This window comes from Affinundibacterium danionis, assembly GCF_042432465.1.
Lineage (GTDB): Bacteria > Pseudomonadota > Gammaproteobacteria > Burkholderiales > Burkholderiaceae_D > Undibacterium > Undibacterium danionis.
Window position 1 is genome coordinate 180175 of the sequence record NZ_JBHLXJ010000004.1, and the last position, 22707, is coordinate 202881.

The 22707-nt window shown below is 44.3% G+C and carries 28 protein-coding genes; 17 read left to right on the plus strand and 11 right to left on the minus strand.

Annotated features, from left to right (window positions below; translation table 11 throughout):
- Positions 1-9: 9 nt before the first annotated feature.
- Positions 10-447 (plus strand): hypothetical protein, encoded by a 438-nt coding sequence (locus tag ACFFJH_RS04880; RefSeq protein ID WP_390210494.1) that lies wholly within the window; start codon positions 10-12, stop codon positions 445-447.
- A 66-nt stretch (positions 448-513) separates the two neighbouring features.
- Here the strand turns inward: ACFFJH_RS04880 and ACFFJH_RS04885 are convergent, their stop codons facing one another.
- Together ACFFJH_RS04885 and ACFFJH_RS04890 are read right to left on the minus strand one after the other, a co-directional pair.
- Positions 514-984: a WbuC family cupin fold metalloprotein gene (locus tag ACFFJH_RS04885; protein ID WP_390210496.1), complete on the minus strand. Its 471-nt coding sequence runs from the start codon at positions 982-984 to the stop codon at positions 514-516.
- A gap of 1 nt (position 985) precedes the next feature.
- Positions 986-1420: a nucleotide pyrophosphohydrolase gene (locus ACFFJH_RS04890; protein ID WP_390210498.1), complete on the minus strand. Its 435-nt coding sequence runs from the start codon at positions 1418-1420 to the stop codon at positions 986-988.
- Positions 1421-1822: 402 nt separating this feature from the next.
- Between ACFFJH_RS04890 and ACFFJH_RS04895 the strand changes: the two genes are divergently transcribed.
- Positions 1823-2590 (plus strand): phasin family protein, encoded by a 768-nt coding sequence (locus ACFFJH_RS04895; protein WP_390210500.1) that lies wholly within the window; start codon positions 1823-1825, stop codon positions 2588-2590.
- Positions 2591-2828: 238 nt separating this feature from the next.
- Here ACFFJH_RS04895 and ACFFJH_RS04900 read toward each other — a convergent pair whose 3' ends face one another.
- The 5 genes from ACFFJH_RS04900 to ACFFJH_RS04920 all read right to left on the minus strand — a co-directional run bounded on the left by ACFFJH_RS04900 (position 2829) and on the right by ACFFJH_RS04920 (position 8248).
- Positions 2829-5084 (minus strand): molybdopterin cofactor-binding domain-containing protein, encoded by a 2256-nt coding sequence (locus ACFFJH_RS04900; RefSeq protein ID WP_390210502.1) that lies wholly within the window; start codon positions 5082-5084, stop codon positions 2829-2831.
- Entirely contained in the window at positions 5081-5560 is a 480-nt protein-coding gene (locus ACFFJH_RS04905) for a (2Fe-2S)-binding protein (protein ID WP_390210503.1), read from the minus strand. The genes ACFFJH_RS04900 and ACFFJH_RS04905 overlap by 4 nt, the downstream gene beginning before the upstream one ends.
- 108 nt (positions 5561-5668) lie before the next feature.
- A complete protein-coding gene (locus tag ACFFJH_RS04910) occupies positions 5669-6364 on the minus strand; it encodes a hypothetical protein (protein WP_390210504.1) in 696 nt (231 codons plus the stop codon).
- Positions 6365-6486: 122 nt separating this feature from the next.
- Positions 6487-7254, minus strand: coding sequence for a class I SAM-dependent methyltransferase (locus ACFFJH_RS04915; RefSeq protein ID WP_390210506.1), 768 nt, complete (start codon positions 7252-7254; stop codon positions 6487-6489).
- A 145-nt stretch (positions 7255-7399) separates the two neighbouring features.
- Entirely contained in the window at positions 7400-8248 is an 849-nt protein-coding gene (locus ACFFJH_RS04920) for an HDOD domain-containing protein (RefSeq protein WP_390210507.1), read from the minus strand.
- Positions 8249-8649: 401 nt separating this feature from the next.
- Here ACFFJH_RS04920 and ACFFJH_RS04925 point away from each other — a divergent pair, with 401 nt between their 5' ends.
- The 11 genes from ACFFJH_RS04925 to ACFFJH_RS04975 all read left to right on the plus strand — a co-directional run bounded on the left by ACFFJH_RS04925 (position 8650) and on the right by ACFFJH_RS04975 (position 17445).
- A complete protein-coding gene (locus ACFFJH_RS04925) occupies positions 8650-9021 on the plus strand; it encodes a hypothetical protein (protein WP_390210508.1) in 372 nt (123 codons plus the stop codon).
- 44 nt (positions 9022-9065) lie between these two features.
- Positions 9066-9797, plus strand: a complete 732-nt coding sequence (locus ACFFJH_RS04930) for a flagellar brake protein (protein ID WP_390210509.1) — start codon at positions 9066-9068, stop codon at positions 9795-9797.
- Positions 9798-9801: 4 nt separating this feature from the next.
- Entirely contained in the window at positions 9802-10437 is a 636-nt protein-coding gene (locus tag ACFFJH_RS04935; RefSeq protein WP_390210511.1) for an alpha-ketoglutarate-dependent dioxygenase AlkB family protein, read from the plus strand.
- A 209-nt stretch (positions 10438-10646) separates the two neighbouring features.
- Positions 10647-11039, plus strand: a complete 393-nt coding sequence (locus ACFFJH_RS04940; RefSeq protein ID WP_390210512.1) for a LiaI-LiaF-like domain-containing protein — start codon at positions 10647-10649, stop codon at positions 11037-11039.
- A gap of 75 nt (positions 11040-11114) precedes the next feature.
- Positions 11115-11810, plus strand: coding sequence for a LiaI-LiaF-like domain-containing protein (locus ACFFJH_RS04945; protein ID WP_390210515.1), 696 nt, complete (start codon positions 11115-11117; stop codon positions 11808-11810).
- Between the two features lie 112 nt (positions 11811-11922).
- Positions 11923-12999 carry a sensor histidine kinase gene (locus ACFFJH_RS04950; RefSeq protein WP_390210517.1) on the plus strand — a complete coding sequence of 359 codons (1077 nt, stop codon included), beginning with the start codon at positions 11923-11925 and terminating at the stop codon, positions 12997-12999.
- A gap of 11 nt (positions 13000-13010) precedes the next feature.
- Complete coding sequence (locus ACFFJH_RS04955) at positions 13011-13742, plus strand: LytR/AlgR family response regulator transcription factor (protein ID WP_390210518.1); 732 nt, start codon at positions 13011-13013, stop codon at positions 13740-13742.
- 190 nt (positions 13743-13932) lie between these two features.
- Entirely contained in the window at positions 13933-14769 is an 837-nt protein-coding gene (locus ACFFJH_RS04960) for a hypothetical protein (protein WP_390210519.1), read from the plus strand.
- 165 nt (positions 14770-14934) lie between these two features.
- Positions 14935-15681 (plus strand): peptidylprolyl isomerase, encoded by a 747-nt coding sequence (locus ACFFJH_RS04965; RefSeq protein ID WP_390210521.1) that lies wholly within the window; start codon positions 14935-14937, stop codon positions 15679-15681.
- Between the two features lie 173 nt (positions 15682-15854).
- Entirely contained in the window at positions 15855-16364 is a 510-nt protein-coding gene (locus tag ACFFJH_RS04970) for a DUF1993 domain-containing protein (RefSeq protein WP_390210522.1), read from the plus strand.
- Between the two features lie 268 nt (positions 16365-16632).
- Complete coding sequence (locus ACFFJH_RS04975) at positions 16633-17445, plus strand: DUF2726 domain-containing protein (protein WP_390210523.1); 813 nt, start codon at positions 16633-16635, stop codon at positions 17443-17445.
- A gap of 150 nt (positions 17446-17595) precedes the next feature.
- On the opposite strand, the gene ribA is transcribed toward ACFFJH_RS04975, so the two are convergent.
- Positions 17596-18273, minus strand: coding sequence for a GTP cyclohydrolase II (gene ribA / locus ACFFJH_RS04980; RefSeq protein WP_390210524.1), 678 nt, complete (start codon positions 18271-18273; stop codon positions 17596-17598).
- Between the two features lie 705 nt (positions 18274-18978).
- On the opposite strand from ribA, the gene ACFFJH_RS04985 reads away from it, so the two are divergent.
- The 3 genes from ACFFJH_RS04985 to ACFFJH_RS04995 all read left to right on the plus strand — a co-directional run bounded on the left by ACFFJH_RS04985 (position 18979) and on the right by ACFFJH_RS04995 (position 20198).
- A complete protein-coding gene (locus ACFFJH_RS04985) occupies positions 18979-19116 on the plus strand; it encodes a hypothetical protein (protein WP_390210526.1) in 138 nt (45 codons plus the stop codon).
- A gap of 143 nt (positions 19117-19259) precedes the next feature.
- Positions 19260-19937, plus strand: coding sequence for a hypothetical protein (locus ACFFJH_RS04990; protein ID WP_390210529.1), 678 nt, complete (start codon positions 19260-19262; stop codon positions 19935-19937).
- A 51-nt stretch (positions 19938-19988) separates the two neighbouring features.
- A complete protein-coding gene (locus ACFFJH_RS04995; protein ID WP_390210530.1) occupies positions 19989-20198 on the plus strand; it encodes a DUF4287 domain-containing protein in 210 nt (69 codons plus the stop codon).
- Between the two features lie 273 nt (positions 20199-20471).
- On the opposite strand, the gene ACFFJH_RS05000 is transcribed toward ACFFJH_RS04995, so the two are convergent.
- The 3 genes from ACFFJH_RS05000 to ACFFJH_RS05010 all read right to left on the minus strand — a co-directional run bounded on the left by ACFFJH_RS05000 (position 20472) and on the right by ACFFJH_RS05010 (position 22236).
- Entirely contained in the window at positions 20472-21065 is a 594-nt protein-coding gene (locus ACFFJH_RS05000) for a tetratricopeptide repeat protein (protein ID WP_390210531.1), read from the minus strand.
- A 323-nt stretch (positions 21066-21388) separates the two neighbouring features.
- Positions 21389-21562, minus strand: coding sequence for a hypothetical protein (locus ACFFJH_RS05005; protein WP_390210532.1), 174 nt, complete (start codon positions 21560-21562; stop codon positions 21389-21391).
- On the minus strand, positions 21553-22236 hold the full coding sequence (locus ACFFJH_RS05010; RefSeq protein ID WP_390210535.1) for a hypothetical protein: 684 nt from the start codon (positions 22234-22236) through the stop codon (positions 21553-21555). Before ACFFJH_RS05010 ends, ACFFJH_RS05005 begins: the two co-directional genes overlap by 10 nt.
- Positions 22237-22370: 134 nt before the next feature.
- Between ACFFJH_RS05010 and ACFFJH_RS05015 the strand changes: the two genes are divergently transcribed.
- Positions 22371-22706 carry a PadR family transcriptional regulator gene (locus ACFFJH_RS05015; protein ID WP_390210537.1) on the plus strand — a complete coding sequence of 112 codons (336 nt, stop codon included), beginning with the start codon at positions 22371-22373 and terminating at the stop codon, positions 22704-22706.
- Position 22707: the final 1 nt, after the last annotated feature.

Here is a 22707-nt window from a genome sequence, read left to right on the forward strand (position 1 = left end):
CAGATCGATATGAAAATTCACGGCGACTGGGAAATTACTGTCATACGCCAAATTCTGGTGCGCAGCACTGCCGGTATTTTTAATGAAGAAGGTACCTTAGCGGTATTCAAAGAGACTCAGGAAAAAGCACCTACACTTTTACCATGGGCGGGACTCACCAACGCGGAAAATTGGGAAATGTCGGGAGCAAATAGCTTGCAAATGATACGTGGTATGCGTATCTGGGCTTTTGAAAACAATTGTGTTTGTCTAGCATTAGTGCTCTCTAACAGCCTAAAGCAAAAGATTCATCAACAACAGACTAACGGGATCAATGATCCTCGTATTGCTTACTTCAGCAAACTGAAAGATGCCTGTGCATGGTTGAGTGAGCGCGGCTTTCCTATCACCGAAGATGAATACCCACATCGCGCGTTCTTAGAAAGAACGCGACCAAATAATTCGTAAGCAACTGCTCTGAGAGTTATGCAAATTAAAAGTGATACGAATAAAGAGGCACTTCAATCACTCCAATCAGGCGAATTGCTGCAACATAAAATTCAGGTAATCCGAACAAGCATCATCTCCCTCCGCGGGTGCCCAGCTGCCTCTTTCTGCATCACTGATGGCCACATAAGGTCCTGCTTTCGCTTCAAAGAATACGGAACCTGCTTGCAGTGCGACCATGCTGTGAAATACGCCTACAGGTATAGTGACACCAAAATTCTCAGTGTCTGGCGCTAAACGTACTTTTTGGGTAATCCCCCCATGCTGGTCGAAAATCAATAAACCTATACAGCCTGACAGCACCACGAGGCTTTCCTCTTTTTCTGGGGCCGAATGACAGTGTGGCTGCACATAAGTACCTGGTTCCAAGGCATTTAACAGACGATGACATTGCGCCTCATTATTGGCATGAAAATTCAAATTCTTACGCAAACGTGGATTCGTTTTAGCTTCAGCCGATAAAGCTTGTAAAGTATGTTGACCAATCAGTTGTATCATTTTATGCATTCTTATTTGTATCAGGCGCCGCGTCATGATTTGCAGTATGCGATATCGCTTCCACCGAGATTTGTTGTCTCAATTCGGTATATTTTTTGATGCTGCCACGTGCTTGATCGACTGGGTATTTTTGCGCGTTTAAGGCAATCTTCTCTTGTGCCGCTGCGATTAAATCAACATTCAAACGATCCGCTAACATCACCAGATAATTTAAAACATCAGCCATCTCATGCCGAACCGCAATCTGGGTCGCATCATTCAATTCGGCTAACTCTCCGTTTTGTAACCATTGAAAAGGCTCTAATAACTCGGCCGCTTCAACTGCCAAAGCACTAGCAAGATTCTTCGGTGTATGAAATTGCTGCCACTCACGCTCGGCGACGAAGCTGCGTAGTTGCTCACGCAAACGCAATAAATCGGAAATCTGATCATGCATAGGAATTAAGATCAAAGAAAATAAAGCTGGATTTTACGTTGATTTGCATCCATCTGGCCGTAAGAACTTGGATATAACGGAATAACAACTGAGCTAGAAATCAACAAAAAACGAGAATATTCAAGTACCATCCAAAAACCTAGTGCAGAGCAGCAAAAATAATCTACAAACCTCGCTATTTCCTTATTCTCAGCTTACAATTTAAAATGTTGCAATGCAAAATCATCGTTCGATGGAGCTATTCTTGGCTTCTCGTCATCGATATTGCCAATACAAATTCACCTGATGTAGACCTATCGCAAAGCGCGCCACAAAACTTGTTTCATACTAAGTTTTTATGCTATCGCCGTCTTATTGATATTTATTTGTTCTTATTTATTCTAATTGTTGATGGAGGAAACCATGATTTACGTAGCAAATCAATTGTTTAAAACTCATCCAGAAGGTATTGAACAACAATTCGCTGCATGCAGCGGTCTGAGTCAATCCATCAGCGAGGAATTTGACCGTGGCACGGAGTTACAAGCGCAAACGCTACAACAAGCCTGCGAAAGTTGGGGGCAATTCTATAGCAGCATCTGGCAAGTGAAAGATCCACAAGAATTTTTTATGCTGCTGTCGAGTCAATTACACGCCAGCGCGGAACAAACTCAACATTACTGGAACGCGCTTCATAGTTTATCGCAGCAAATTCAAGAAAAAATGTTCGCCTTAGAACAGACTTTTTCGCCTATGATAACGGAAACTTTAATAGACATTACGCCTGCTAGCATAGTGTCAGAAAAAGTAATAACAGAGCCAAACGCCGAAAGCAAAGCGAGAAGCATCGCACATAGCAAAGCAAATTCAGCAGCCCCAATATTACCCAAACTTGAATTAAAGCCTGCGTCCACAAAAAAGCCCAAAGCAAAAGTTGATGGCACCAAAATAGCAAGTAAGCTAGCAAGCAAAACCACGCTTACCAGCACACCAAAGACTGCAGAAACTGAAGTAAAAACCGCAGTACAAACTGTAACTAAGGCTACAACTAAGGCCGCAACAAAGACAGTATCGAAAACAGCAACACCTCCAGAAACTACCCCGCAAGGTCAGACAAGTGAAAAAAAACGAAACACTCACAACAGCACAAACAACAGCACAAACAGCAGAAGCAGCAGAAACCAAAATTAACGCAAACAGCGAAGCGACGGTCAAAAAATCCGTGGTCGTCGGCCTCCCCAGCAAGTTAGCAGCGAGGCCTGGCTTCCCTGGCGTAGCCGGTCAACCGGGATACAAGGCAAAAAGTAGCAAGGCCACCGGTGCAAAAAAGCGTGTACGTCAATAGCACCGTGCTCGACCAAAGCTAAGTAGATAAAAAAAGACCCGTGAAATTTCGATTTCCACGGGTCTTTTTGGTTAGATCAATCGACTACGACCAACGTAAATCATTACGTGACAAAGGCAATTGCCGCACGCGTTTACCCGTCGCCGCATAAATAGCATTGCACACGGCAGGCGCTAAAGGTGGAAACGCCGGCTCACCCAAGCCTGTCACCGGATAATCACTCTTCAAGAAATGGACATCAATCTTGGTTGGAGAATCAGGCATGCGCAACAAACCGTATTCATTGAAATTACTCTGGACCACACGGCCGCGTTGAATATCTAATTCTGGGAACATTAAGGTACTGATGCCGTCAATGACTGAGCCTTGCACCTGATTTTCAGCACCGCTCAAATTAACGATCTGCGACCCAATGTCGGTCACCACCACCACGCGATCAACTTTCAATTGACCGTCCTTCGACACAGTAACTTCAGCGACTTCAGCGATATAACCGCGATGGCTAAAATGAAAGGCAATGCCCTGCCCCTGACCACGTGGGAATTTGCGCTTACCCCATGCCGACTTTTCTGCGACTTCTTTCAGCACTTTGCGCATACGTCCCACGTTATAGGGCTGTCCACGTTCACCAGTCCCTTGCATCATGTCTTTGTCGCCTAAGATTTCTAATCGAAACTCTAGCGGATCACGATTTGCTGCATGTGCCAATTCGTCAATAAAGCTATGAAAGACCCAGGCAAACACATTACTACCCGGTGCACGCCACGGCCCCATAGGAATACCGCATTCCATAGGTGTTTGTTCCAGCAAACAATTTTCTACCCAACGTCCAGGGAATTCTTCACCCGATAAACTAGCACCACTACCCGGTTGCAAGACACTCTTACCATCGCGCATAACACGATTAGCAAAGGTCACAAAATGATTGTGCCAAGCCGTCAATTTACCTTTGGCATCGACACCACCGCGCAAGAAATGAAAGCCACCGGCACGATAATGATCATGTCGCATATCATCTTCACGTGACCAAGTCAGTTTCACTGGCGCCTTGACCTTCATCGCAATCGCTGCCGCTTCGATCACATAATCTGCACTCAAGCGTCGCCCAAATCCGCCACCACTCCGAGTCATATGCAAAGTGATTTTTTCTTTGGGTATTTTCAAAATATTGGTAACGATAGCCTGCCCAGCCGCTGGATTTTGGGTGGGCACCCATAACTCTAAGCTGCCATCTTCCGGCTTATACCAAGCCGTGCAGTTTTGTGGCTCTATGCTGGCATGAGAAATAAATGGATAGCTGTAGCTCGCCTCAACGGTTTTAGCTGCCTTGGCTAAAGCAACATTGACGTCACCATCTTTACGCAGTCCGATGGCACCGGTTTGCTTAGATAAAGCCTGTGCTTTGGCGGAAAAATCATCCCAGCTTTCGTTGACGACCTGACCTTCATCCCACACCACTTTTAACTGCTTACGGGCGCTGAAACTGGCCCAGGTTGACTCTGCGATAATTGCGACGCCAGGCATTAAGCTATTCAAGTTATCCGTGCCTTCGATAATAAATGCATCACGCACACCCGGCAGCGCTTTGATCGCTTCCAAATTCGCGCTAATCACTTTGCCGCCAAAAGCCGGTGATTTTTCGTACACGGCATACAGCATGCCCGGCACTTTGACGTCGATACCGAACAAAGGTTTACCAGTCATTAGCGCTGCATTATCCACACCGCCGATACGGCTACCAATTAATTTGTAGTGCGCTGGATCTTTCAATTTCACTGTTTTTACATCGGGCACCGGTAAACTAGCGGCTTTCGTCACTAAGCTAGCGAAAGTTAATTGGCGCTTGCTGGTTTTGTGAATGACTTTGCTTTTTTCCGCATAACATTCGGCGACAGCCACATTCCAAGTCTGCGCAGCGGCTTCGATTAACATCGTTCGTGCTACCGCCCCCAATTTCAGGAAATCATCGTAATTCAGCGGTGTCGATAAAGAACCGCCTGCGAATTGTCCGCCATAAGCAGGATTCAAATCGCCTTGCACGATCTTGACGTCTTTCCAATTCACTTCCAACTCTTCTGCGATCACCATAGGCAAAGAGGTTTTAATTCCTTGTCCTATCTCTGGCTGCTTAGAAATCAAAGTGACCGTGCCATCACTACTAATTTTCATTAATGCGCTTGGAGTAAAAGCCGCTCCTTCGTTGGGCTTAGTTATCTGTTGCTCAGCATTCGCCAGATCACTCCAAAAGCTTCCCAAAACTAGTGCACTACTACCTGCGGCGCTATGTTGTAAAAATTCGCGGCGTGACGGTTTTTCTAATGACAAATCGTTGGTTTTCATTTTTTACCTTTCTGAGCACGAGTAATTTCTGCCGCACGATGAATGCCAGCACGAATACGCATGTAAGTTGCGCAGCGACATAAATTACCGCCCATCGCGGCATCAATATCAGCATCGCTAGGATTGGGATTATCTTTCAATAAGGCTGCCGCACTCATCACTTGCCCCGCTTGGCAATAGCCACATTGCGGGACATCGAGTTCTTGCCAAGCTTGTTGCAGAGGATGCGCCGCTTTCGGATCAATGCCCTCGATGGTCGTCACTTTTTGGCGGCCTACACTCGACACTGGCGTCATACACGAGCGAGTTGGCACACCATTAATCTGCACCATGCAAGCACCGCATTGACCGACGCCGCAGCCATATTTAGTGCCCACCAAATCCAATGAATCCCGTAGCGCCCACAGTAAAGGGGTATCGGGCACCAGATCGACGGACTTAGTCTGTCCATTCACGTTCAACGTATATTTACTCATATTCACACCTTTTTCTTAGTCTTCATTGTGGTCTGCTTTTGCCGTACTACTATTCCAACTTTTATTTGAATACCTTTGCGATTATTAATGCTATCAACTCTCAAACAACTAACGACAGGCACCCACCGCTAGATCTTTTTCGAGATCTCGCTTTTGCTGATTGAGTTGCTGTAAAGTCTGCGTATCAGCACCTGCGCGTATGCTGTTGTTAACGATCTCCATTTGCATTTTAATGTTTTGACAGGGCAATTTACGCTTGGGTGCGGGAGCCTCTTGCGCCACCGGCGAAACACGATTCGCTTCCGCTTTTTCGGCATTGTTGATACGCTTTTCCAAGGCTTTGGCGGCACTCAGTAATTCGGCATCAGACATCGATTCAGGGCTACGTTGCGGCATTCGCGATTCCATACAACGCTTTTCTATTGAAGCACGAATTTGCGGCGTATCGCCTCGGGTTGCATAGACTTCCTCAATCAAACGCTGCTGCGCTAGGCTGTCCGACTTCGCCAATACATCTTCTTTGGCTGCTCCACCTTGCCGCATCCAGATAATTTTCTTGGCATCTTCACTGCGCTTGGCGCAAATAGGATCGACCGCCCCTTTAGGCTCGGCCTTAGGATCTCCCTCAGTCGCCGCACTTCTTTGTGTTCCTATGACTTTACTGGTCTGTCCATTCGCACAAGGTTTATCTTGATAATTGCTGCCACATTTATACAAAGTTTGCGCATAGACGCCACCTTGCATAGATGAACATATCAAAAGCGAGAACAAGGTTTTACTCAACAAAATAGAGGATAACTTCATGGAATTAGTCTTTGTAAAAATAAACAAAGCCCAATGAATGACAACACTCATTGGGCTTGCTATGACAAGATTGACACTTAATCATCTATCTTAATCATCTATCTTCGAGATATAACACGACTTCATGGCTTGACAAATTTTAAGGTCATACGATCGCTCTCGCCTATCGCCAAATATTTCTCCTTATCTTTATCTTTATTCGCCAACACTGGTGGCAAGGCCCATACACCTTTTTCGTGATCTGCCTTGTCTTTTGGATTGGCATTGATCTCTGATTTAGACGCCAATTTAAATCCTACACTTTCAGCCAATTGCACCACGAACGCTTCGTGAACATAACCAGTGCTTGCCTTATCATCTTGTTTCATTGAGGTCGGCAAACGATGTTCAACCACACCAAAAACACCACCTGGTTTCAAGGCATCAAATGCACTCTGGAACACTTGTTTGCTAGCCTCTGAACTAATACCTATCCAATTGTGTACGTTACGGAAAGTCAGTACCATATCGACAGAATTTTTCGGTGCATAGTCAATTTTTTTAGCAGGATCAAACTCCCCAATCACCACCTTGTCGTACATCGCAGGGGTCGCATTAATTTTCTCTTTTAAACCTTTACCCGCGCCAGCTAAAATCAATTTACCTTGATTTCGCAAATACGGTGCCAAGATCTCGGTATACCAACCACCACCGGGTGCCAACTCAACCACTGTCATCGAAGGCTTAATACCAAAATTAGTCAAAGTTGCATACGGATGACGTGCCTCATCTCGCGCCACATTGGCAGGAGTGCGCTGTGGGTTGGCGATGGCATTCTTCAAGGCGTCATCTGCCGCCGCGATTTGGGTAAAACCTGTAGCGATTACCAATGCCAATAAAAGTTTTTTCATAAGTGCTCCGTTGTGCTCTGATTATGGGAAAAACATACTGTAAAAATAGATTGATCTACGTGCCTTACGTTATCAATCAGATTAAGAACCTTTTAATCAAACAAAGTTCATTGTTTATTTCTAATTACGCTAACTGGGCTACAAGTTATGCAATCACTTTCAAAATCTGGGCCATTTCATGCCGTGTTTCACTCATTAATATCTCTGTTTCTTTCTTATCCAAGCCTAAATTTTTCAGCGGCACGGGGAATTCACTTAAATCATCCAACGATTGCTTAACAAAACTCGCATCCAGAAAATCTGCTGCGGCCACAACATCCGTCAAAGTCGGGCGACTATGTTCGGGTAAATCTGTTCGTTTTCTGTCCATAACAGCTAGTCGAATATCCTCCGATACCTCCCAACTTTCTAAAATAGCCGCGCCAATATCGGTATGCCATTGATCAACCAAATCCCATAACGCGGCATCCGAACTAAACAAGCCTTGATACTGGTTGGCGCGACTTAGGATATAAAATTTACCAATATCATGCAGTAAGCCCGCGACCATCGCTTTATCGGCACTCAATTTAGTGCGGTTCCTAGCGATCACAAAAGATAAAGCCGCAACACGCATGCTGCGTGTCCACAAGCCTTCCATCTGATCCGATTTTACTGCATGATCTTGCTGATCTTTCAACTGCTTCATACCAACCGAAATCGCGATATTCCGCACTACACCAAAACCCAACAAACTGACCGCCAGCTTTAACTCTTCAATTTTTTTGGAGCTACGATTAAACATCGGCGTATTGGAGAGCATCAGAATTTGCGCGGACAATACTGGTTCCGTGCTGATAATCCTAGCGACTTGATCGACTGGCATATCAGGGTCGTCTAACACCTGACGAATTTTCATGGTCGCTTTTAAAGAGGTAGGGAATACTAAATTACGCGAAGATAATTCCGCAGTTAAACCCTTAATAAACTCAAATTCTGATTCTCTTTGATTCATGTTGAATAATTAAAAACATTTCAATTAATAAGAATAGATTATGCAACTATTCTGCATAACTATTACCTAACTATAACCTAGCGATTAGCTAACTAATACGCTAACGCAAATTCACTAGCATAGTAAAACAAATGGCGCTTTGGGTGTCACACTGCAACGACATTCCTTAGATCTGCAGTACGCTTTTTTTATAAAACGAAAAATTAGCCACATCCACCACAAGCAATTTAAATGAATTGTCAGTATTTAATTGGGATAAAAGAAACTTTCTGGTAATCTAGATAGATAAACTAAGGCTTGCGTTGTGTATCCGACCTAAATGTATGGAGCCAAATCAATCTTAAACACGCATAAACCAAAAAATAAGCTCCACTACGTGATGCTACAAAAATGGGGGGACTATGTTTACCGAAGACGATTTTTTTGCAGTCAGTAAGTTTCTAAAGTTGGGCGTAAGAATACATGTCAAAAATCCGATGGGACAACGCCCATCGTTCACAAGCAGCTTCCCTAATCCTAAAGGCGGCGTGATTAAACTAGAAACGACTAATTTATATGACATAGAACGCAAGTTAAGAACTTTACTTGCCAGTGATGTCCCAGTCAAAACTAAGCTAACTCCTTTCAATTATTTGGGCACCAATTTTGAGGGCGTGCTGTATTGCACCAAAGGCACTAATGACTACGTTGTACAAGAAACCAAAAACCTTTTCGGTTCACCATCCAATACCATTATTCGAACAGCAGAATACTTTATCCAATTATTGGAATAAGCTGGATATTGAATCAGATTTACCCTATCAGTTGAAAGAGACACATGACTGCCTCGTTAAGTAACGATGAAATCGAGGATAAATATTTCCTATTAAGTCGAATTGAAATTTTAAGCGTTCTCAACGAACTGGCCCATAGACGCGAGCCAGTTTCCGTTTATTTTGGTGGCGGACAGCACTTCATTTTAACTGTCCTGCTCTCAGCCAGACCTGATGGTTTGGTGTTTGATTTAGGCGGCGATGAAAAAGCCAATCGTTTGCTAGAAAAAGCCCAACAATGTGTCTTCATCGGTTTTCCCGATGGTGTGAAAATACAATTCACAGGCCTCAATCCAGAACGTTTTATGTGGGGTGATCAAGAAGCATTTTGGGTGCCTATTCCTGAGCGCGTCATTCGGCTGCAACGACGTGATAGCTATCGTATTTTATTGCCTATTGTCAAAGCCTTACATGCCAAATTCTATGATGCAGATGCCAAGACTTTGGGTAATTGGGCTATGCATGATCTTAGTGTTGCGGGGTTTGGAATTTATACGGAGGGTGAGCCACCATTTAAGGTCGGCGATCAGATTCCACAAGTAACGATAGATATCGCAACAAAATCGCCTTTATTTTGTCCGGTCAGCGTGAAACACATTACCTTCATTGAACGCACGCGTCTTGGCAAATATCAGGTTGGTTTTAGTTTCGTGAATTTGCCGCATACGATGGATATCGCAATTCAGAAAACGATATTAAACATCGAATATGAGCGTCACAAACTACTCGGCAAATAGCGGGATGCAGCAAACTAATTTATTTGGTGAAATAGAAAACGGGCAGTCGATCTCTCTTCCTGATGCCGACTTACGCTATTTTTCCCAATATTACCAGTCAGATGAAGCGGATCAATTGTTCGAGTACCTCAAAGCTGGAACGCCATGGCGACAGGACAGCATACGCATCGCTGGCATAGAAAGACAGCAACCAAGGCTGAGCGCGTGGTATGGCGATAGCGATGCTGAATACACTTACTCTGGACTACATTTAGTACCATTGCCTTGGAGTCAGCAGTTACTCGCCATTAAATCAGCACTCGAAACCACCTGCGCATGCCACTTTAATAGTGTGTTACTCAATTACTACCGCGATCAACAAGACAGTATGGGTTGGCACAGCGATGATGAAGCCGAGCTCGGTGCTATGCCCGTCATCGCGTCACTCACATTTGGTGCAGATCGCGAATTTGCACTGAAACACAAAACCCGTAAAGAATTGCGCTACAAAATCAGACTAAAACATGGCAGCCTACTCATCATGCAAGGGACGACCCAAGCTCATTGGTTACATGCTATCGCGAAAGAAAAAGACGCTGTTGGGCCGCGTATCAATCTAACTTTCCGACGTATTTTCGGCTCTCGCTCACCAGCTAAATAACGCTGCTTTCATCTCATATTTTCTGTTTTTTCGTCATTTACCGACCACTTACCGTCATTCGCCGAATTCGACATGACTTCCTCTATCCTTTGTTTTACCTTATCAATGTGGCGCAACGATAAAAGCCCAGTAAATTACAGATTCTGAACATAAATACTGCGCAGTAATACTGAGCACTAATACCGAAATTAGAGACGAAAGGAAATATCATGACAGAGCAAACTCCAGGGCAAACCAACACAACAACAAACCTGCAATCTAGCAGCTCAAAACGCAAAGAAAAAGACAGTGTTCACATGGGCATCATGTTAGTTGCAATCGGTTTTTTCTTCTTATTAGATCAGTTAGATTACATCAATGCACGCGACTATTTTAAATACTGGCCTGCCATCATTTCTTTCTCTGGTGTGCTCCACATTCTTCGTGCTGACCGCATGGCTGAAGTGTTGGATGGTTTCTTTCAAATCGCCCTGGGCGCGTGGTTGTACGCCGTGACGCAACATCTGTATGGTCTGACTTTTGCCAATAGCTGGCCAGTGTTTGTCATCGCTGCGGGATTGAACATGATGTTTAAATACTTCACCGACAAACCAAAAAACTGAGCAAATTTTTGAGTCTATCTAACCAATTACTAAATCTACCCGATACATGCCAATTTTTAAGAAAAGAGCAAAATTATGAGAAACGCTAATCCACAGCAAAGATTATTACTCGGTGCCTTCATCGTTATCGTTGGTGCCCTCGCCCTAGTCGATAATCTTCGCATCTTTAATACTCGCGATATACTGCAATTTTGGCCTACCGTATTTATTGTATTTGGCGCGCTCAAATTGTCTCAAGCCAATTCACGCTCTGGCTACCTGATCGGTGGCGGTTTAGTAGCGGCTGGTACCATCATCACCTTAAATCGCCTTGGTATTATTAATTTTCATATGCGCGACTGGTGGCCTTTATTTTTAATTGGCGCAGGTTTAGTGGTGATTTTCAAAGATAAATCGACGAAATTAATCGATATGATGAAGCCCAATAACACGCCTACCAGCTCTGACTCTGTATTGGATATCGTGGCGCTGATGAGTGGTAATCAAGGAAATGTGGCTTCTACCGACTTTCGTGGTGGCTCGATTACTGCAGTCATGGGTGGCGTGGAACTCGATCTACGCAACGCCTCAATACAGACCGAAGCGGTATTGAACGTGACCGCATTTTGGGGTGGCATTGTATTAAAAATTCCTAGTGACTGGACTGTGGTCAATAATGGCATGGCATTTTTAGGTGGCATTGAAGACTCTAGCGTTCCGTCCATGAATGCCGGTAAGCGCTTAGTGATTACAGGCATGGCCGTGATGGGTGGTGTGGAAATTAAGAACTAATTTCTAGCTTTAAACCGAGGTCTATCGTGCGTCTTATTATGGAAACTCCGTAATAAGGCGCACCTTATATTTCCGACTGAGAACGCATCTGAGAACAAACCACAGCAAGCTTATGAATCCTTTCCTGTCAAACTTTCGGACTGTTTCACTGACCTATGCCGTCTGGCTAATGACAGGCTGTTTGCTGGCCGCTATCTTGGTCATGACGAATATTTGCGCATGGTCAAATGGCCTGCTGTTCTCTATTCCCACCATGTTGGCATTCGGTGTATTGAGCACCTCAGCTTATTATGTCAGTCGTTCATTACCAATGAAAAAGCGTCATTTTTTTCAGGTGACTGGGATCTTTGGAGGTAGTGCATTTCTCATCGGTACCATCTGGCTCTGGCTGTGCTATTTGTGGAATAAAGCGACATGGTTGTTTGACGAAAATTGGGCAGGTATACACTTTAGTCAGCAAATGCCTATCATGCTATTCATCATAGGTACGCTCCTTTTTTTACTATCTATCTTAATTTATGACGTATTGCATATTCTCGATAATATGCGTCAAGTTGAGCGCCGCCAAGCTGCTTCAGAAGTCCTCGCTCGCGAGGCGGAGCTACAAGTATTACGTACACAAATCAATCCTCATTTCCTCTTTAATAGTCTCAACTCCATCAGTGCCTTGACTACGATAGACGCGGCTGGTGCGCGCAATATGACGATAGAATTGGCACAATTTTTCAGACAAACCTTAGCACTCTCAGAGCAACAAAAAATCGCACTAACAAAAGAAATTGCGCTGTGCAATCACTTCTTATCTATAGAAAAAATCCGCTTCGGTAAAAAACTACAAGTCCAGATGACGATAGATGCCGAGTCCGAGTCATGCTTGGTGCCGCCGATGTTACTACAACCTTTGCTTGAAAATGCGATCAAACATGGCATCCGTGATCTAGTCGATGGCGGCGTGATCGTCGTCACTAGCAAAGTTCGGGACGCATGGCTGTATATCGCATTAGAAAATCCCGTCGATATGGACAGTAAGAATCTCGCTCAGGGAACAGGTACTGGGCTTAAGAATCTACAGGCTCGCCTGCATAGTCTGTACAGCGGAAAATCGCGCGTGGAATATCGTACGGAGGCTGACTTATTTCGCATTGAAATTACTTTGCCTTTAGAACTTACACCAAATTCAGCTACTTAAGATTAAAGTATATGACTACATCTCTACGCGCCCTCATCATCGACGACGAAGATCTCGCCCGCCGCCTCACTCAAGAATATCTGCGTTCTCACCCTGACATCGAGGTGATAGGCGAATGCGAAAATGGCTTAGAAGCCGTCGATGCTATTAGCAGCTCTCAGCCCGACTTAATTTTTCTTGATATTCAAATGCCCAAACTCAATGGCTTTGAAGTCTTAGAGGCAACCGGTCGCAAAGAAGGCGTCATCTTTACCACTGCCTACGATCAATATGCTTTAAAAGCGTTTGATCAACATGCAATCGACTACTTACTCAAGCCCTATTCGCAACAACGTTTCGACGAAGCCCTGACTAAGGCACGCAAGCTTCTAGGCCAAAATGGCAATGCAGTACAAGACCTCGTGACACAAACCAATGCCAAGCCAGAGCGTTTGGTAGTCCGTGATCGCGGACAGACTCATATCATTCCAATTGAAAAAATTCATTACATCGAAGCGCAAGATGATTACGTACAGATTTACTTCAATGGAAAGTCCTTATTGAAAACGCAAAGTCTTAGCGATTTAGAGAAACAACTCAATCCTGAACATTTTGTACGCATCCATCGTTCAACCATCATCCGCCTTCAAGCACTCAAATGTATTGAACGTGCTAGCAAAGATAGTTATCAAGCGGTAATGCATGTTGGCGTTAATCTTCCGATTAGTCGTTCTGGCTATGACCGTATCAAGGGAATGCTGTAAAGTGCTGGTCTTTCAGTTTTAGAATCTGACAAATGGCAAACACCTGAGCTTACAGCAGGAAGTTTCATGCTCTTGATTTCGGCAAAAATGCAAATCAAATTCGATAACGCTTGCAAAATCAGCTGCAAAATCAGTTTCTAAATCAGATTCAAACTCAGTATTAACCTCGGCTTTACCCCATACCAGCATCATGACTATTATCATCAATCAACAACTCCGCGATTACATCGATCCACTTACCACACACGAATACTTAGCACTAGAACGTAGCCTGCTCAAAGAAGGCTGCCGCGATGCACTGGTACTGTGGGGAGAGACTTTAATTGACGGGCATAATCGTTATGCAATCTGCCAAAAACATAACATCCCATTTGAGACCAAACAAAACGATCAATTTCAGAGCATAGAAGACGTCATGCTATGGATGATCGATAATCATCTGGCACGTCGCAGCGTCTCTAGCTTTCAACGTGGCGTGCTGGCTTTACGCAAAAAAGAAATTATCACCACCCGTCGCAAAGATAAGAGCAGCAAAGAAAAAGCGGCAGAAGCAGAACAAGCAGCGCGCGAACCCGATCCAGTCTCAGTCGAAACCCGCGACGAAATCGCCAAAGTGGCAGGTCTAAGCAAACCCGCCGTGGCACAGATAGAAAAAATCCGCAAAGCCGCTACACCAGAATTAGTAGAAGCAGTGCGAGCCGGTACCATTTCTATCAATACTGCCGCCACCATTGCTTCACTACCTAGCGAGCAGCAAGTAGCCGCGGTCGCTGGTGGAAAAAAAGAATTACAACAAGCAGCGCGCCAACTGCGTCAAGTACGCACGCCGCGCACCGTAGTCGAAGGCGATCAACCTCAAACAGAGACCAGCGCCAACGCCAACGATATCAGTCCAAGTTATCGGGAACATACGCCAAGTCCAGCACCAGTTCCCTCTGAGTTAGAACGCTTGCGTGCAGAAAATCAGGCTTTAAAAGCGCAAATTGCAGAATTAACGGCGCAACTGGCCGCAGCTCGCCCCGAGTAGGCAGGACAGATCGTATTAAAAATCGACAAAACAGTGCAAAAATACCCGAAAATACCCAAAAACAAGCTTGAAATTAGCCGTTTTGCCCATAATTAGCTTTAGTTTTCAAAATTCAGTTTCACGCCACTTTTACACTTACCACCTTATTTATTTGTTAGGAACATCATGACTATTAGCGTCAACGGCACAGAAATCAACGAAGCCTCCATCAATGCCGAGATGGATCGTGCCCGCTCTGCTGGCCACCCAGAGGGCGAACAATTACGCGATAGCGCGATCCAAGAACTGATTTTGCGCAATCTGATGATGGCAGAAGCTGCCAAATTAGGGATTAATGCAGGCAGCGAAGAAGAAACCATAGGTACTTTATTGGAAAAAGAAGTAGCCTTTAGCGAGGTGGACGAAGCGACCTGCCGTACTTTCTATGATGAAAACAGTAGTAGTTTCAAGCAAGGTGAAATGGCTGCTGCAAGCCACATCTTGTTCACCCCAGGCGAAGGCTTGGCTGCCAGTTTAGTCAAAGCCAAAGCCGAAGGTATTTTGGCTGATTTGCAGAAAAATCCAGCGGCCTTCGCAGCGATGGCACGTGAACACTCTGCTTGCCCATCAGGTAAAGAAGGCGGCGCTTTAGGTCAGTTTGGTCGCGGTCAAATGGTGCCAGAATTTGAACAAGCAGTATTCAGCATGGAACCAGGCAATATCGCACCAGAATTAATCGAAACCCAATTTGGCTACCACATTATCCAAGTTACCGAGCGCAAAGGTGGCGACGTGGTGAGTTTTGATGAAGTCAAAGAGCGCCTGCAAGCCTATTTGACTGATATGGAAGGCCGCAAAGCAACCCATGCTTACTTGGCTCAATTAGTTAGCGCAGCAAAAATCGAAGGCTATGAATTGCCCGCTTTCGCATAAACAAATTTGCTAGCTCGCCAACTGATTAACTGATTTGGCGCAACCGAGCGAACTCAGTAGTTACAAACGCACCCTACATAATTGAATTATGATGGTGCGTTTTTTCTTCCTTGTATTCATTTAGTACCTACTCATTTAGTACCCATTTTGTACTTCCCCTAAAAAGGCCATTTATGACATCTCCTATGTATTCCACTTCTGTTCCTGTTTTTCAACAAATGTTGGGTAGCTTGCAAGTGATCTTGCAGAAAGCCCAAGCGCACGCTGCAGAAAAGAAAGTTGAAGACCAAGTCTATCTGCAAGCCCGCTTGGCACCCGACATGTTTAATTTGATACGTCAGGTGCAAATCGCGAGTGATTTTGCCAAAGGCATTGCCGCACGTTTGGCAGGTGTAGAGGTGCCAGACTATCAAGATACCGAAGCGACATTTGAAGATTTGCAAGCTCGCCTAACCAAGACGCTGGCCTTTATCAATGGTCTCAACGCCGCACAATTTGAAGGCAGCGAGAACCGTGAAATCGTTTTGCGTCCAGGCACACCAAAAGAAAAAAAATTGAGCGGTCATGCCTATTTATTAGGATACGGCCTACCGCAATTCTTCTTCCACGTGACTACAACTTATGCTATCTTGCGCCATCACGGTGTGGAATTAGGTAAGCGTGACTACATGGGTGCGTACTAGGGCCTGTTGACCAAAAATTGCCTTAGCGCACCCTAGCAATCTGTCGCCTAAGTTTACAAAATAAGCCAAAATTTAGCGTCAAAAAATAATGCCCGATAGAAATTTGTCGGGCATTATTTTCTTCAAGAGCCTTATCCACCTTAGCTCTCCTCACCGCTCATCAGAAAATCGCCGCCATTTACTACGCTTTATCCTAAATGTCCTTGCGTTCCCCAATATTGAAAGTATATTTTCAATATGATCATTTCGCGACATTGGAGGATACAGCATGTTTTCTCATTTTCTCGACAAAGATAGCAAAGCGCTACCCGAATGTGAACAACGTCCATTTTTAGAAGCGGAAGAAACGCTTTTCTTTAAACGCGTACAAAAAGCGCTTCCTAACTGTCTGATTTTCCCTCGCTTACCGTTGGCGGCAATCTTAGAACCGCATGTCAGCAATGAGAAAAAACGCGCGCTGATGTCGCAAAAACTCAATGAAAGGCACATCGACTTCGGGATTTTCGACCACGATCTAAATCTGCTCTGCGTTTTAGAATTAGAAAAAGAGCAGGCTCAAGAGGAAGAATATCCTACTCGTCAATTGCTTAAAAAGGCAGGCATCAAATGCATACGCTGGAGCCGCGCTAGCCTGCCAAGTGCCGAGCAAATTTTACGTACGCTGGCGCCATTTTCTGAACTGGATGCACCCAAAATTGAATCCAGTATGCAAACTATAGGAAAACTATTTTTAGATGACGATCCTAAGGAAATTGGACAGTTGCAAGAAAAGGCGTTTACCTATATCGAACACGGCAATCCCAACGCGCTATCACTAGCCGCACTAAAACGCATCACACCAGAAAATTTTATTCAAAAAGAATACCCACATATCTGGCAAAAAATTTGTTTATTTGCGGGCGATCCAGGTTACTTAAAAAACTATCTGGAATCGCTCTTCATTCAAAACCGCCCCGTAAAAAGACGCGGTTTACCCAAACATGTGGCGAATGAAGTGATTGCCTTACAAGCCGAAAATGCACGTTTTGTAGTCCCTAGCGCGCCGGATCCAGTGTGGGATCCGACTTTTTTACACCGCTGAGTTCATCGAAACCGAAACCGCAGTTTTTAAGAGACCTCTGAACAACTGTCGCGAGCGGTCGAAGTTTGAATTGAGGAGCGGACCTGTGCTAGAGCACAACGAGCACTGGAGATTCAAAATTCGACCGCACAGTAAGTTGTGCAGAGGCCTCTATAAATCAGGTGCTAGCATGTGTCCTAATTTATTCGCCTTAGTCTCAAGATAGCGCTCGTTGTAGGGATTACGCTGTATGATCAAAGGAATATGCTCGTCCACTTTCACCTGCATATTTTGTAAAGCAGAAATCTTGCGAGGATTATTCGTCATCAATTTGACGCTGCTGATACCCAAATGCTTGAGCATAGGATCGCATAAACTATAACTACGCAAATCCGCGGCAAAACCTAATTTTTGATTCGCCTCGACCGTATCCGCGCCAGCATCCTGCAAATGATAGGCCTGTACTTTTGCCAGTAATCCTATGCCGCGACCTTCCTGGCGTAAATACAAAATCGCCCCGCGCCCTTCTTGTGCGATCTTTTGCATCGCCAACTCTAGCTGAGGCCCACAATCACAACGTTTGCTAAACAAAGCATCACCCGTCAAACATTCTGAATGAATGCGGGCTAACACAGGCTGTCCATCGGACACATCGCCCAAAGTCAGGACGATATGCTCTTTGCCCGTTGCGGTTTCAATATAGGCATGCATCGTAAAGTTTGCCCACGTCGTTGGCAAAGCACATGAAGCCACAAATTCTAATGCCTGACTATCTAAGTTATTAACTGAGTTATTAGCTGAACTATTAACTGAGTTACTAGATTCCACAGGCAGATCCATACTTGACATAGTTTTCTCACGGTTTGGCTTTGACATTCACAAAGAATTCACAAAGACCAGTAAATGCTCGCTATCAACTTTACTTACGTTGAAAGCGCTAAAGCTAAGAGTATAAACGAGTCGCGCCAAATCGACCGAAACAGGGTTTGAGCTGGCTCACTAAATCAAGTGAAACCAACCAGCTTTGTGATTTGGCATTTTGACTTTATTTTAGTTTTTTTTGAAATTCAAATTACCTCCGACAAAGCCGGAGCCTTATTAACACTATGTAGCGCTTACAATCCCATCTCGTATGACTCAAACTTTGGTATTCTTTCATTTGAAATGCCATCTTTTGGTAGAGATAGAAGTTTTAAATAGACCGTTGTATAGGTAAGACCGAGGTGAGTCTCCCGGCAGAGTCGAGGGAGAGTTATCTTATTTACCAATCGTAAAACAAACACAACAAAACTTACGCATGACAATTCCTAGGTTAAGCTCATGTTAAATAGCATAAAACAGTCTATTAATTTAAATAATTTGTAAGCTCTAATAAGTAATATTTCGGATGACTCAGCAATTGCAATCACAGTAATATGAAAATTTTTTCAATTCATCATTTTAGCTACTGTTCCCCTACTAAGAAACACACCTGTTTTAGCTGCAAATTTAACGATTAGTATATTGAAAGACGCAACTGGTTTCATTAATCCAAAAAGCTAGGTAAAAGTCATCATGGTTACCAATATGGGTGGAATGAAAGACTACAGCTCTGGAAAAATGAATTGGCGCTTTCGTTATGTTGGGATCGAAATACCACGACCACTCAAACCGAAACAAATCATCGTACTGGATCAGCATAATCAATCATAAAGATTTTGAAGTGCACGAATTTATGACCGACGACAAAGACACGAAAGGCACACTAGTTAAACTCTTTCTAGAACATAAGGTGGTGTTCAATTTTCAACTGAAGTTAATTGAGTAAATGTAAGAAAAAATTCAAAAGTCCCAACATGAAAAACAAAAATATCTTGATCGCAATTACACTAATTGCCGCTGGTTTCACATCACCTGTTTTCGCACAAACTAATTGTCCAATTAAAATAGACAGCACCTTCGATTGCGCCAAATATCTGGAACAAGAAATACGCAAAAAATATCCTAACCGAGTCCGCCGCGTTGGCAATACCTTGGAAATCAAACCATCGGCTGGGCCAGCTAAAATATTCAAAAATATTGACAGCGACAGCGATGACTTTCGCAGCTATCAACTGATCAAATATTTCGCCGACGTCGACTATAGCCTGTTAGTCACCACTTACTATGAAGGTGGGACCTACGAGCTAATTGATATGAAAACCGGCAAACTCACTAACGTCGGTGGCGATGCTGTACTTTCACCGGATCAACAAAGAATAGCGGTAGCGCATGCCGATATTGAAGCTGGCTATGCACCCAATGTATTGAGCGTCTATCTGATCACACCTAGTGGACTAATAAAAGAATTAGATTTGCGACCGAACGATTGGGGCGCAGAAGACCTTAATTGGGAAAGTAATAGCAGCATTTCATTTAACAGACGCCACTGGAAAAAAGACGAAATCGTCAAGACAAAACATAAGTTACAATTCCAAGGCAAAGATATTAAAATGCAAGGCAAATGGTTGGCTGATGTCAAGCTGCCACTGTAAAACCCAAGTTCACACTTCATAAAGCAAGCTAAAAACCGACTGGAGTTATTTATGACAGCACCAGAAAAAGTAAGCGGTCCTGCGTCCTACTTTCCATCTATAGAAAAGAAATATGGGCATCCGATTCAACACTGGCTAGATCTGGTAGAGCAAAGAAAAACCATGAAACACATGGAAATTGTAAACTGGCTTAAGACTGAGCATCAAATGGGACATGGTCATGCCAATGCAATTGTGGCGTATGGTTTGGCGCAGCGCTAAATCGTCAGCCAGTCACTACGCTATTTACGCCTGACACATAAACCGGCGATGAGATAAATTTAAAGACTGATTCAAACCTATTTTCAACTTTTGTACCGCTCGGCGACGGCAATACTATTTACACTTCCCCATCGCCGCCGCATCAGCTAAAGCCGGAATCACAATAAGTCCTTGAATGAATCTAATCGCAATTGAGTCGTTATGTGAAGTTCTCAGACATATTTTCCTTTAACCTTCCGACCTCGCAAACTCCAACTAAAATTTAGCGGTCAATTACTTAGCCAATTTCGGCTTCCAGTTATTCGCCGCTTCTTGGGTAGCGGAGCGCTGTTCCGCTGGTAATTTAGGTTCAAGTAAATCTCGGAGTTTTACTGCATTTTGATGCCCTTGTGCGCTAGCCAACAGCGACCAGAAATACGCTGTTTGTTCATTTTTCGGGACGCCTTGACCGTTTGCATACATGACGCCTAGGCCACTCTGTGCAAGAGCATGCCCTTGCTCGGCAGCTTTTTTAAGCCATGCCACGGCTTGCTGTTCATCTTTAGGTACGCCTTGTCCGTTTGCATACGAGATGCCTAGTTCACGCTGCGCACCAGCATGTCCTTGATCAGCCGCTTTGCGATACCACGCAGCGGCTTGCTGTTCATTTTTGGCTACGCCTTGCCCGCTGTCATACATGATGCCTAGTACGTGCTGTGCATCAGCATTTCCTCGCTCAGCCAGCCCATTAAACCCAGCAAATGCAGTCCTGTAATCTTTTCGCGCCAACGCTGACTTTGACTCTTCTAGAGTTTGCGCTTGCACAGGAGACCAGAGCAAGGTGCTTATTGCTATTATCAACAACAGAGATTTCGTTAAATTTTTCATGTATTCATTTTTTCGTTATGTACTAAGCAGCGTTAAACGCCGCTCGCACCAATAATCCAAGGCTTTATTCAATCCACAAAAGTGGTTCATTAATTCAAACCGTCTTTTTATTTTTTGGCTTTTTTCTTCACTAGGCGGCAATCTTTGAAGTTCAACGTTTATGCAGTGGAATTCGCAAGCTGGCTTCCAAATAATATCATTTAGAAAAACCTCAACGTCTGCCCCAAATATGTACTTTGCCCTAGAATTCCGTTTAAGTATTTAGACTCTTCCTCATCATTTTCTTTGCGACATGCTCTTCAAGATCCATCATTCGCACTTGATTAACCAAGGCCACTCTTGCGTTTTTTCTCAGAATCACTTAACTGCACCGCGAAGCCTACATGTCGCACAAAATCAACGCCTTGTGTGATTTTCATCCAAAATAAAGGAATAAACACTACATCAAACCTATCCACGTCTTTTACACTACTCGGCGATACCAGTTCTATTTGCACTTCCCCATCGCCGCTGCAGCAGCCAAAGCAGGAATCACGAGTAGGCCCTTCATCGAGTCCAATCCCAATTTAGTCGTGGTGCCTTGCGCCATGCAATCGGGAATGGCGGCGTTGCTTGCTGCGTCTTGAAAAACGTCATACTTGGTTTGACGCTGCGCTTGCAGTGAAATAGCTCTGCGATCCGCCATTTTTTGAATGTCTGAACGCGCATCTTGGTAAGCTGTGATGGCAGATTTTCCCTTGAATTGCTGCGCCAATGCGCCGACACTAAGCTCGGTACTTTGATTTTTAGACACTGCTATATCCTCAACGACGACTTGCTCTACGCTCACCGACCGCTCTGCTGGTTGAAGCATATTTGCGGTGACATTCTTATCCACAAGAATGCGATTGTTTTCTACCGAATGGTTTACGACTGCACGAAACGAGCCTGTAGTCTCAGTCGAATTACGCGTTGGTTTTTCTAACACTTGGTGTTGTGGGCTGCCGCTATACTCCGTTAAAAACTGCAATTGAAGAACTTTATTGGGAGTGCCTGAGTGACTTTGCAGGACATTTTGCTTGAGCAAGCCTAGGCAAAAAATCAGGGGAATCAATACGGCGACTAGAGCCCCCAAGAATCGTTGCGGCAGTGTCAATCCCATCGAAAAGCGCAAATTATTTTTCAAACGCAAAATATACTCCTCGTCATCCCAAGCTCAGTTCAAAGCAAGATTTTGCTTACCTTCTTAGCGACCAATTATACAAAAACAACAACACAAGAAAAAATTATTTGACTTACTGTGTAACACACAGTACAGTGCACCACATGGTTACTACAGATACTTTCGGAAAATTAGAACTCGAACTACGGCGCGGTGTGGTGGTGCTTGCCACGCTCTCGCAATTGCGCAAACCGCGCTACGGGTATGAGCTGCGACAAGCTTTGGCCGAACAAGGCATGGCGATAGAGGAAGGCACTTTGTATCCTCTGCTACGCAGATTAGAAACGCAGGGCTTGCTGCAAAGTGAGTGGAAAATTGAGGACGGTCCGCCGCGGCGCTATTACTCGCTCAATGCGGATGGTAAGAAACTATTAAAGAGACTGACAGAGTCATGGCAAGGCATGAACGATGTCATGGGACGACTTTTACAGGAGGACTAAT

Coding starts and splice junctions, on each gene's coding strand:
- ACFFJH_RS04880 (WP_390210494.1), top strand. CDS start 10: ATGAAAATTCACGGCGACTGGGAAATTACTGTCATACGCCAAATTCTG.
- ACFFJH_RS04885 (WP_390210496.1), bottom strand. CDS start 984: ATGATACAACTGATTGGTCAACATACTTTACAAGCTTTATCGGCTGAA.
- ACFFJH_RS04890 (WP_390210498.1), bottom strand. CDS start 1,420: ATGCATGATCAGATTTCCGATTTATTGCGTTTGCGTGAGCAACTACGC.
- ACFFJH_RS04895 (WP_390210500.1), top strand. CDS start 1,823: ATGATTTACGTAGCAAATCAATTGTTTAAAACTCATCCAGAAGGTATT.
- ACFFJH_RS04900 (WP_390210502.1), bottom strand. CDS start 5,084: ATGAAAACCAACGATTTGTCATTAGAAAAACCGTCACGCCGCGAATTT.
- ACFFJH_RS04905 (WP_390210503.1), bottom strand. CDS start 5,560: ATGAGTAAATATACGTTGAACGTGAATGGACAGACTAAGTCCGTCGAT.
- ACFFJH_RS04910 (WP_390210504.1), bottom strand. CDS start 6,364: ATGAAGTTATCCTCTATTTTGTTGAGTAAAACCTTGTTCTCGCTTTTG.
- ACFFJH_RS04915 (WP_390210506.1), bottom strand. CDS start 7,254: ATGAAAAAACTTTTATTGGCATTGGTAATCGCTACAGGTTTTACCCAA.
- ACFFJH_RS04920 (WP_390210507.1), bottom strand. CDS start 8,248: ATGAATCAAAGAGAATCAGAATTTGAGTTTATTAAGGGTTTAACTGCG.
- ACFFJH_RS04925 (WP_390210508.1), top strand. CDS start 8,650: ATGTTTACCGAAGACGATTTTTTTGCAGTCAGTAAGTTTCTAAAGTTG.
- ACFFJH_RS04930 (WP_390210509.1), top strand. CDS start 9,066: ATGACTGCCTCGTTAAGTAACGATGAAATCGAGGATAAATATTTCCTA.
- ACFFJH_RS04935 (WP_390210511.1), top strand. CDS start 9,802: ATGCAGCAAACTAATTTATTTGGTGAAATAGAAAACGGGCAGTCGATC.
- ACFFJH_RS04940 (WP_390210512.1), top strand. CDS start 10,647: ATGACAGAGCAAACTCCAGGGCAAACCAACACAACAACAAACCTGCAA.
- ACFFJH_RS04945 (WP_390210515.1), top strand. CDS start 11,115: ATGAGAAACGCTAATCCACAGCAAAGATTATTACTCGGTGCCTTCATC.
- ACFFJH_RS04950 (WP_390210517.1), top strand. CDS start 11,923: ATGAATCCTTTCCTGTCAAACTTTCGGACTGTTTCACTGACCTATGCC.
- ACFFJH_RS04955 (WP_390210518.1), top strand. CDS start 13,011: ATGACTACATCTCTACGCGCCCTCATCATCGACGACGAAGATCTCGCC.
- ACFFJH_RS04960 (WP_390210519.1), top strand. CDS start 13,933: ATGACTATTATCATCAATCAACAACTCCGCGATTACATCGATCCACTT.
- ACFFJH_RS04965 (WP_390210521.1), top strand. CDS start 14,935: ATGACTATTAGCGTCAACGGCACAGAAATCAACGAAGCCTCCATCAAT.
- ACFFJH_RS04970 (WP_390210522.1), top strand. CDS start 15,855: ATGACATCTCCTATGTATTCCACTTCTGTTCCTGTTTTTCAACAAATG.
- ACFFJH_RS04975 (WP_390210523.1), top strand. CDS start 16,633: ATGTTTTCTCATTTTCTCGACAAAGATAGCAAAGCGCTACCCGAATGT.
- ribA (WP_390210524.1), bottom strand. CDS start 18,273: ATGTCAAGTATGGATCTGCCTGTGGAATCTAGTAACTCAGTTAATAGT.
- ACFFJH_RS04985 (WP_390210526.1), top strand. CDS start 18,979: ATGGTTACCAATATGGGTGGAATGAAAGACTACAGCTCTGGAAAAATG.
- ACFFJH_RS04990 (WP_390210529.1), top strand. CDS start 19,260: ATGAAAAACAAAAATATCTTGATCGCAATTACACTAATTGCCGCTGGT.
- ACFFJH_RS04995 (WP_390210530.1), top strand. CDS start 19,989: ATGACAGCACCAGAAAAAGTAAGCGGTCCTGCGTCCTACTTTCCATCT.
- ACFFJH_RS05000 (WP_390210531.1), bottom strand. CDS start 21,065: ATGAAAAATTTAACGAAATCTCTGTTGTTGATAATAGCAATAAGCACC.
- ACFFJH_RS05015 (WP_390210537.1), top strand. CDS start 22,371: ATGGTTACTACAGATACTTTCGGAAAATTAGAACTCGAACTACGGCGC.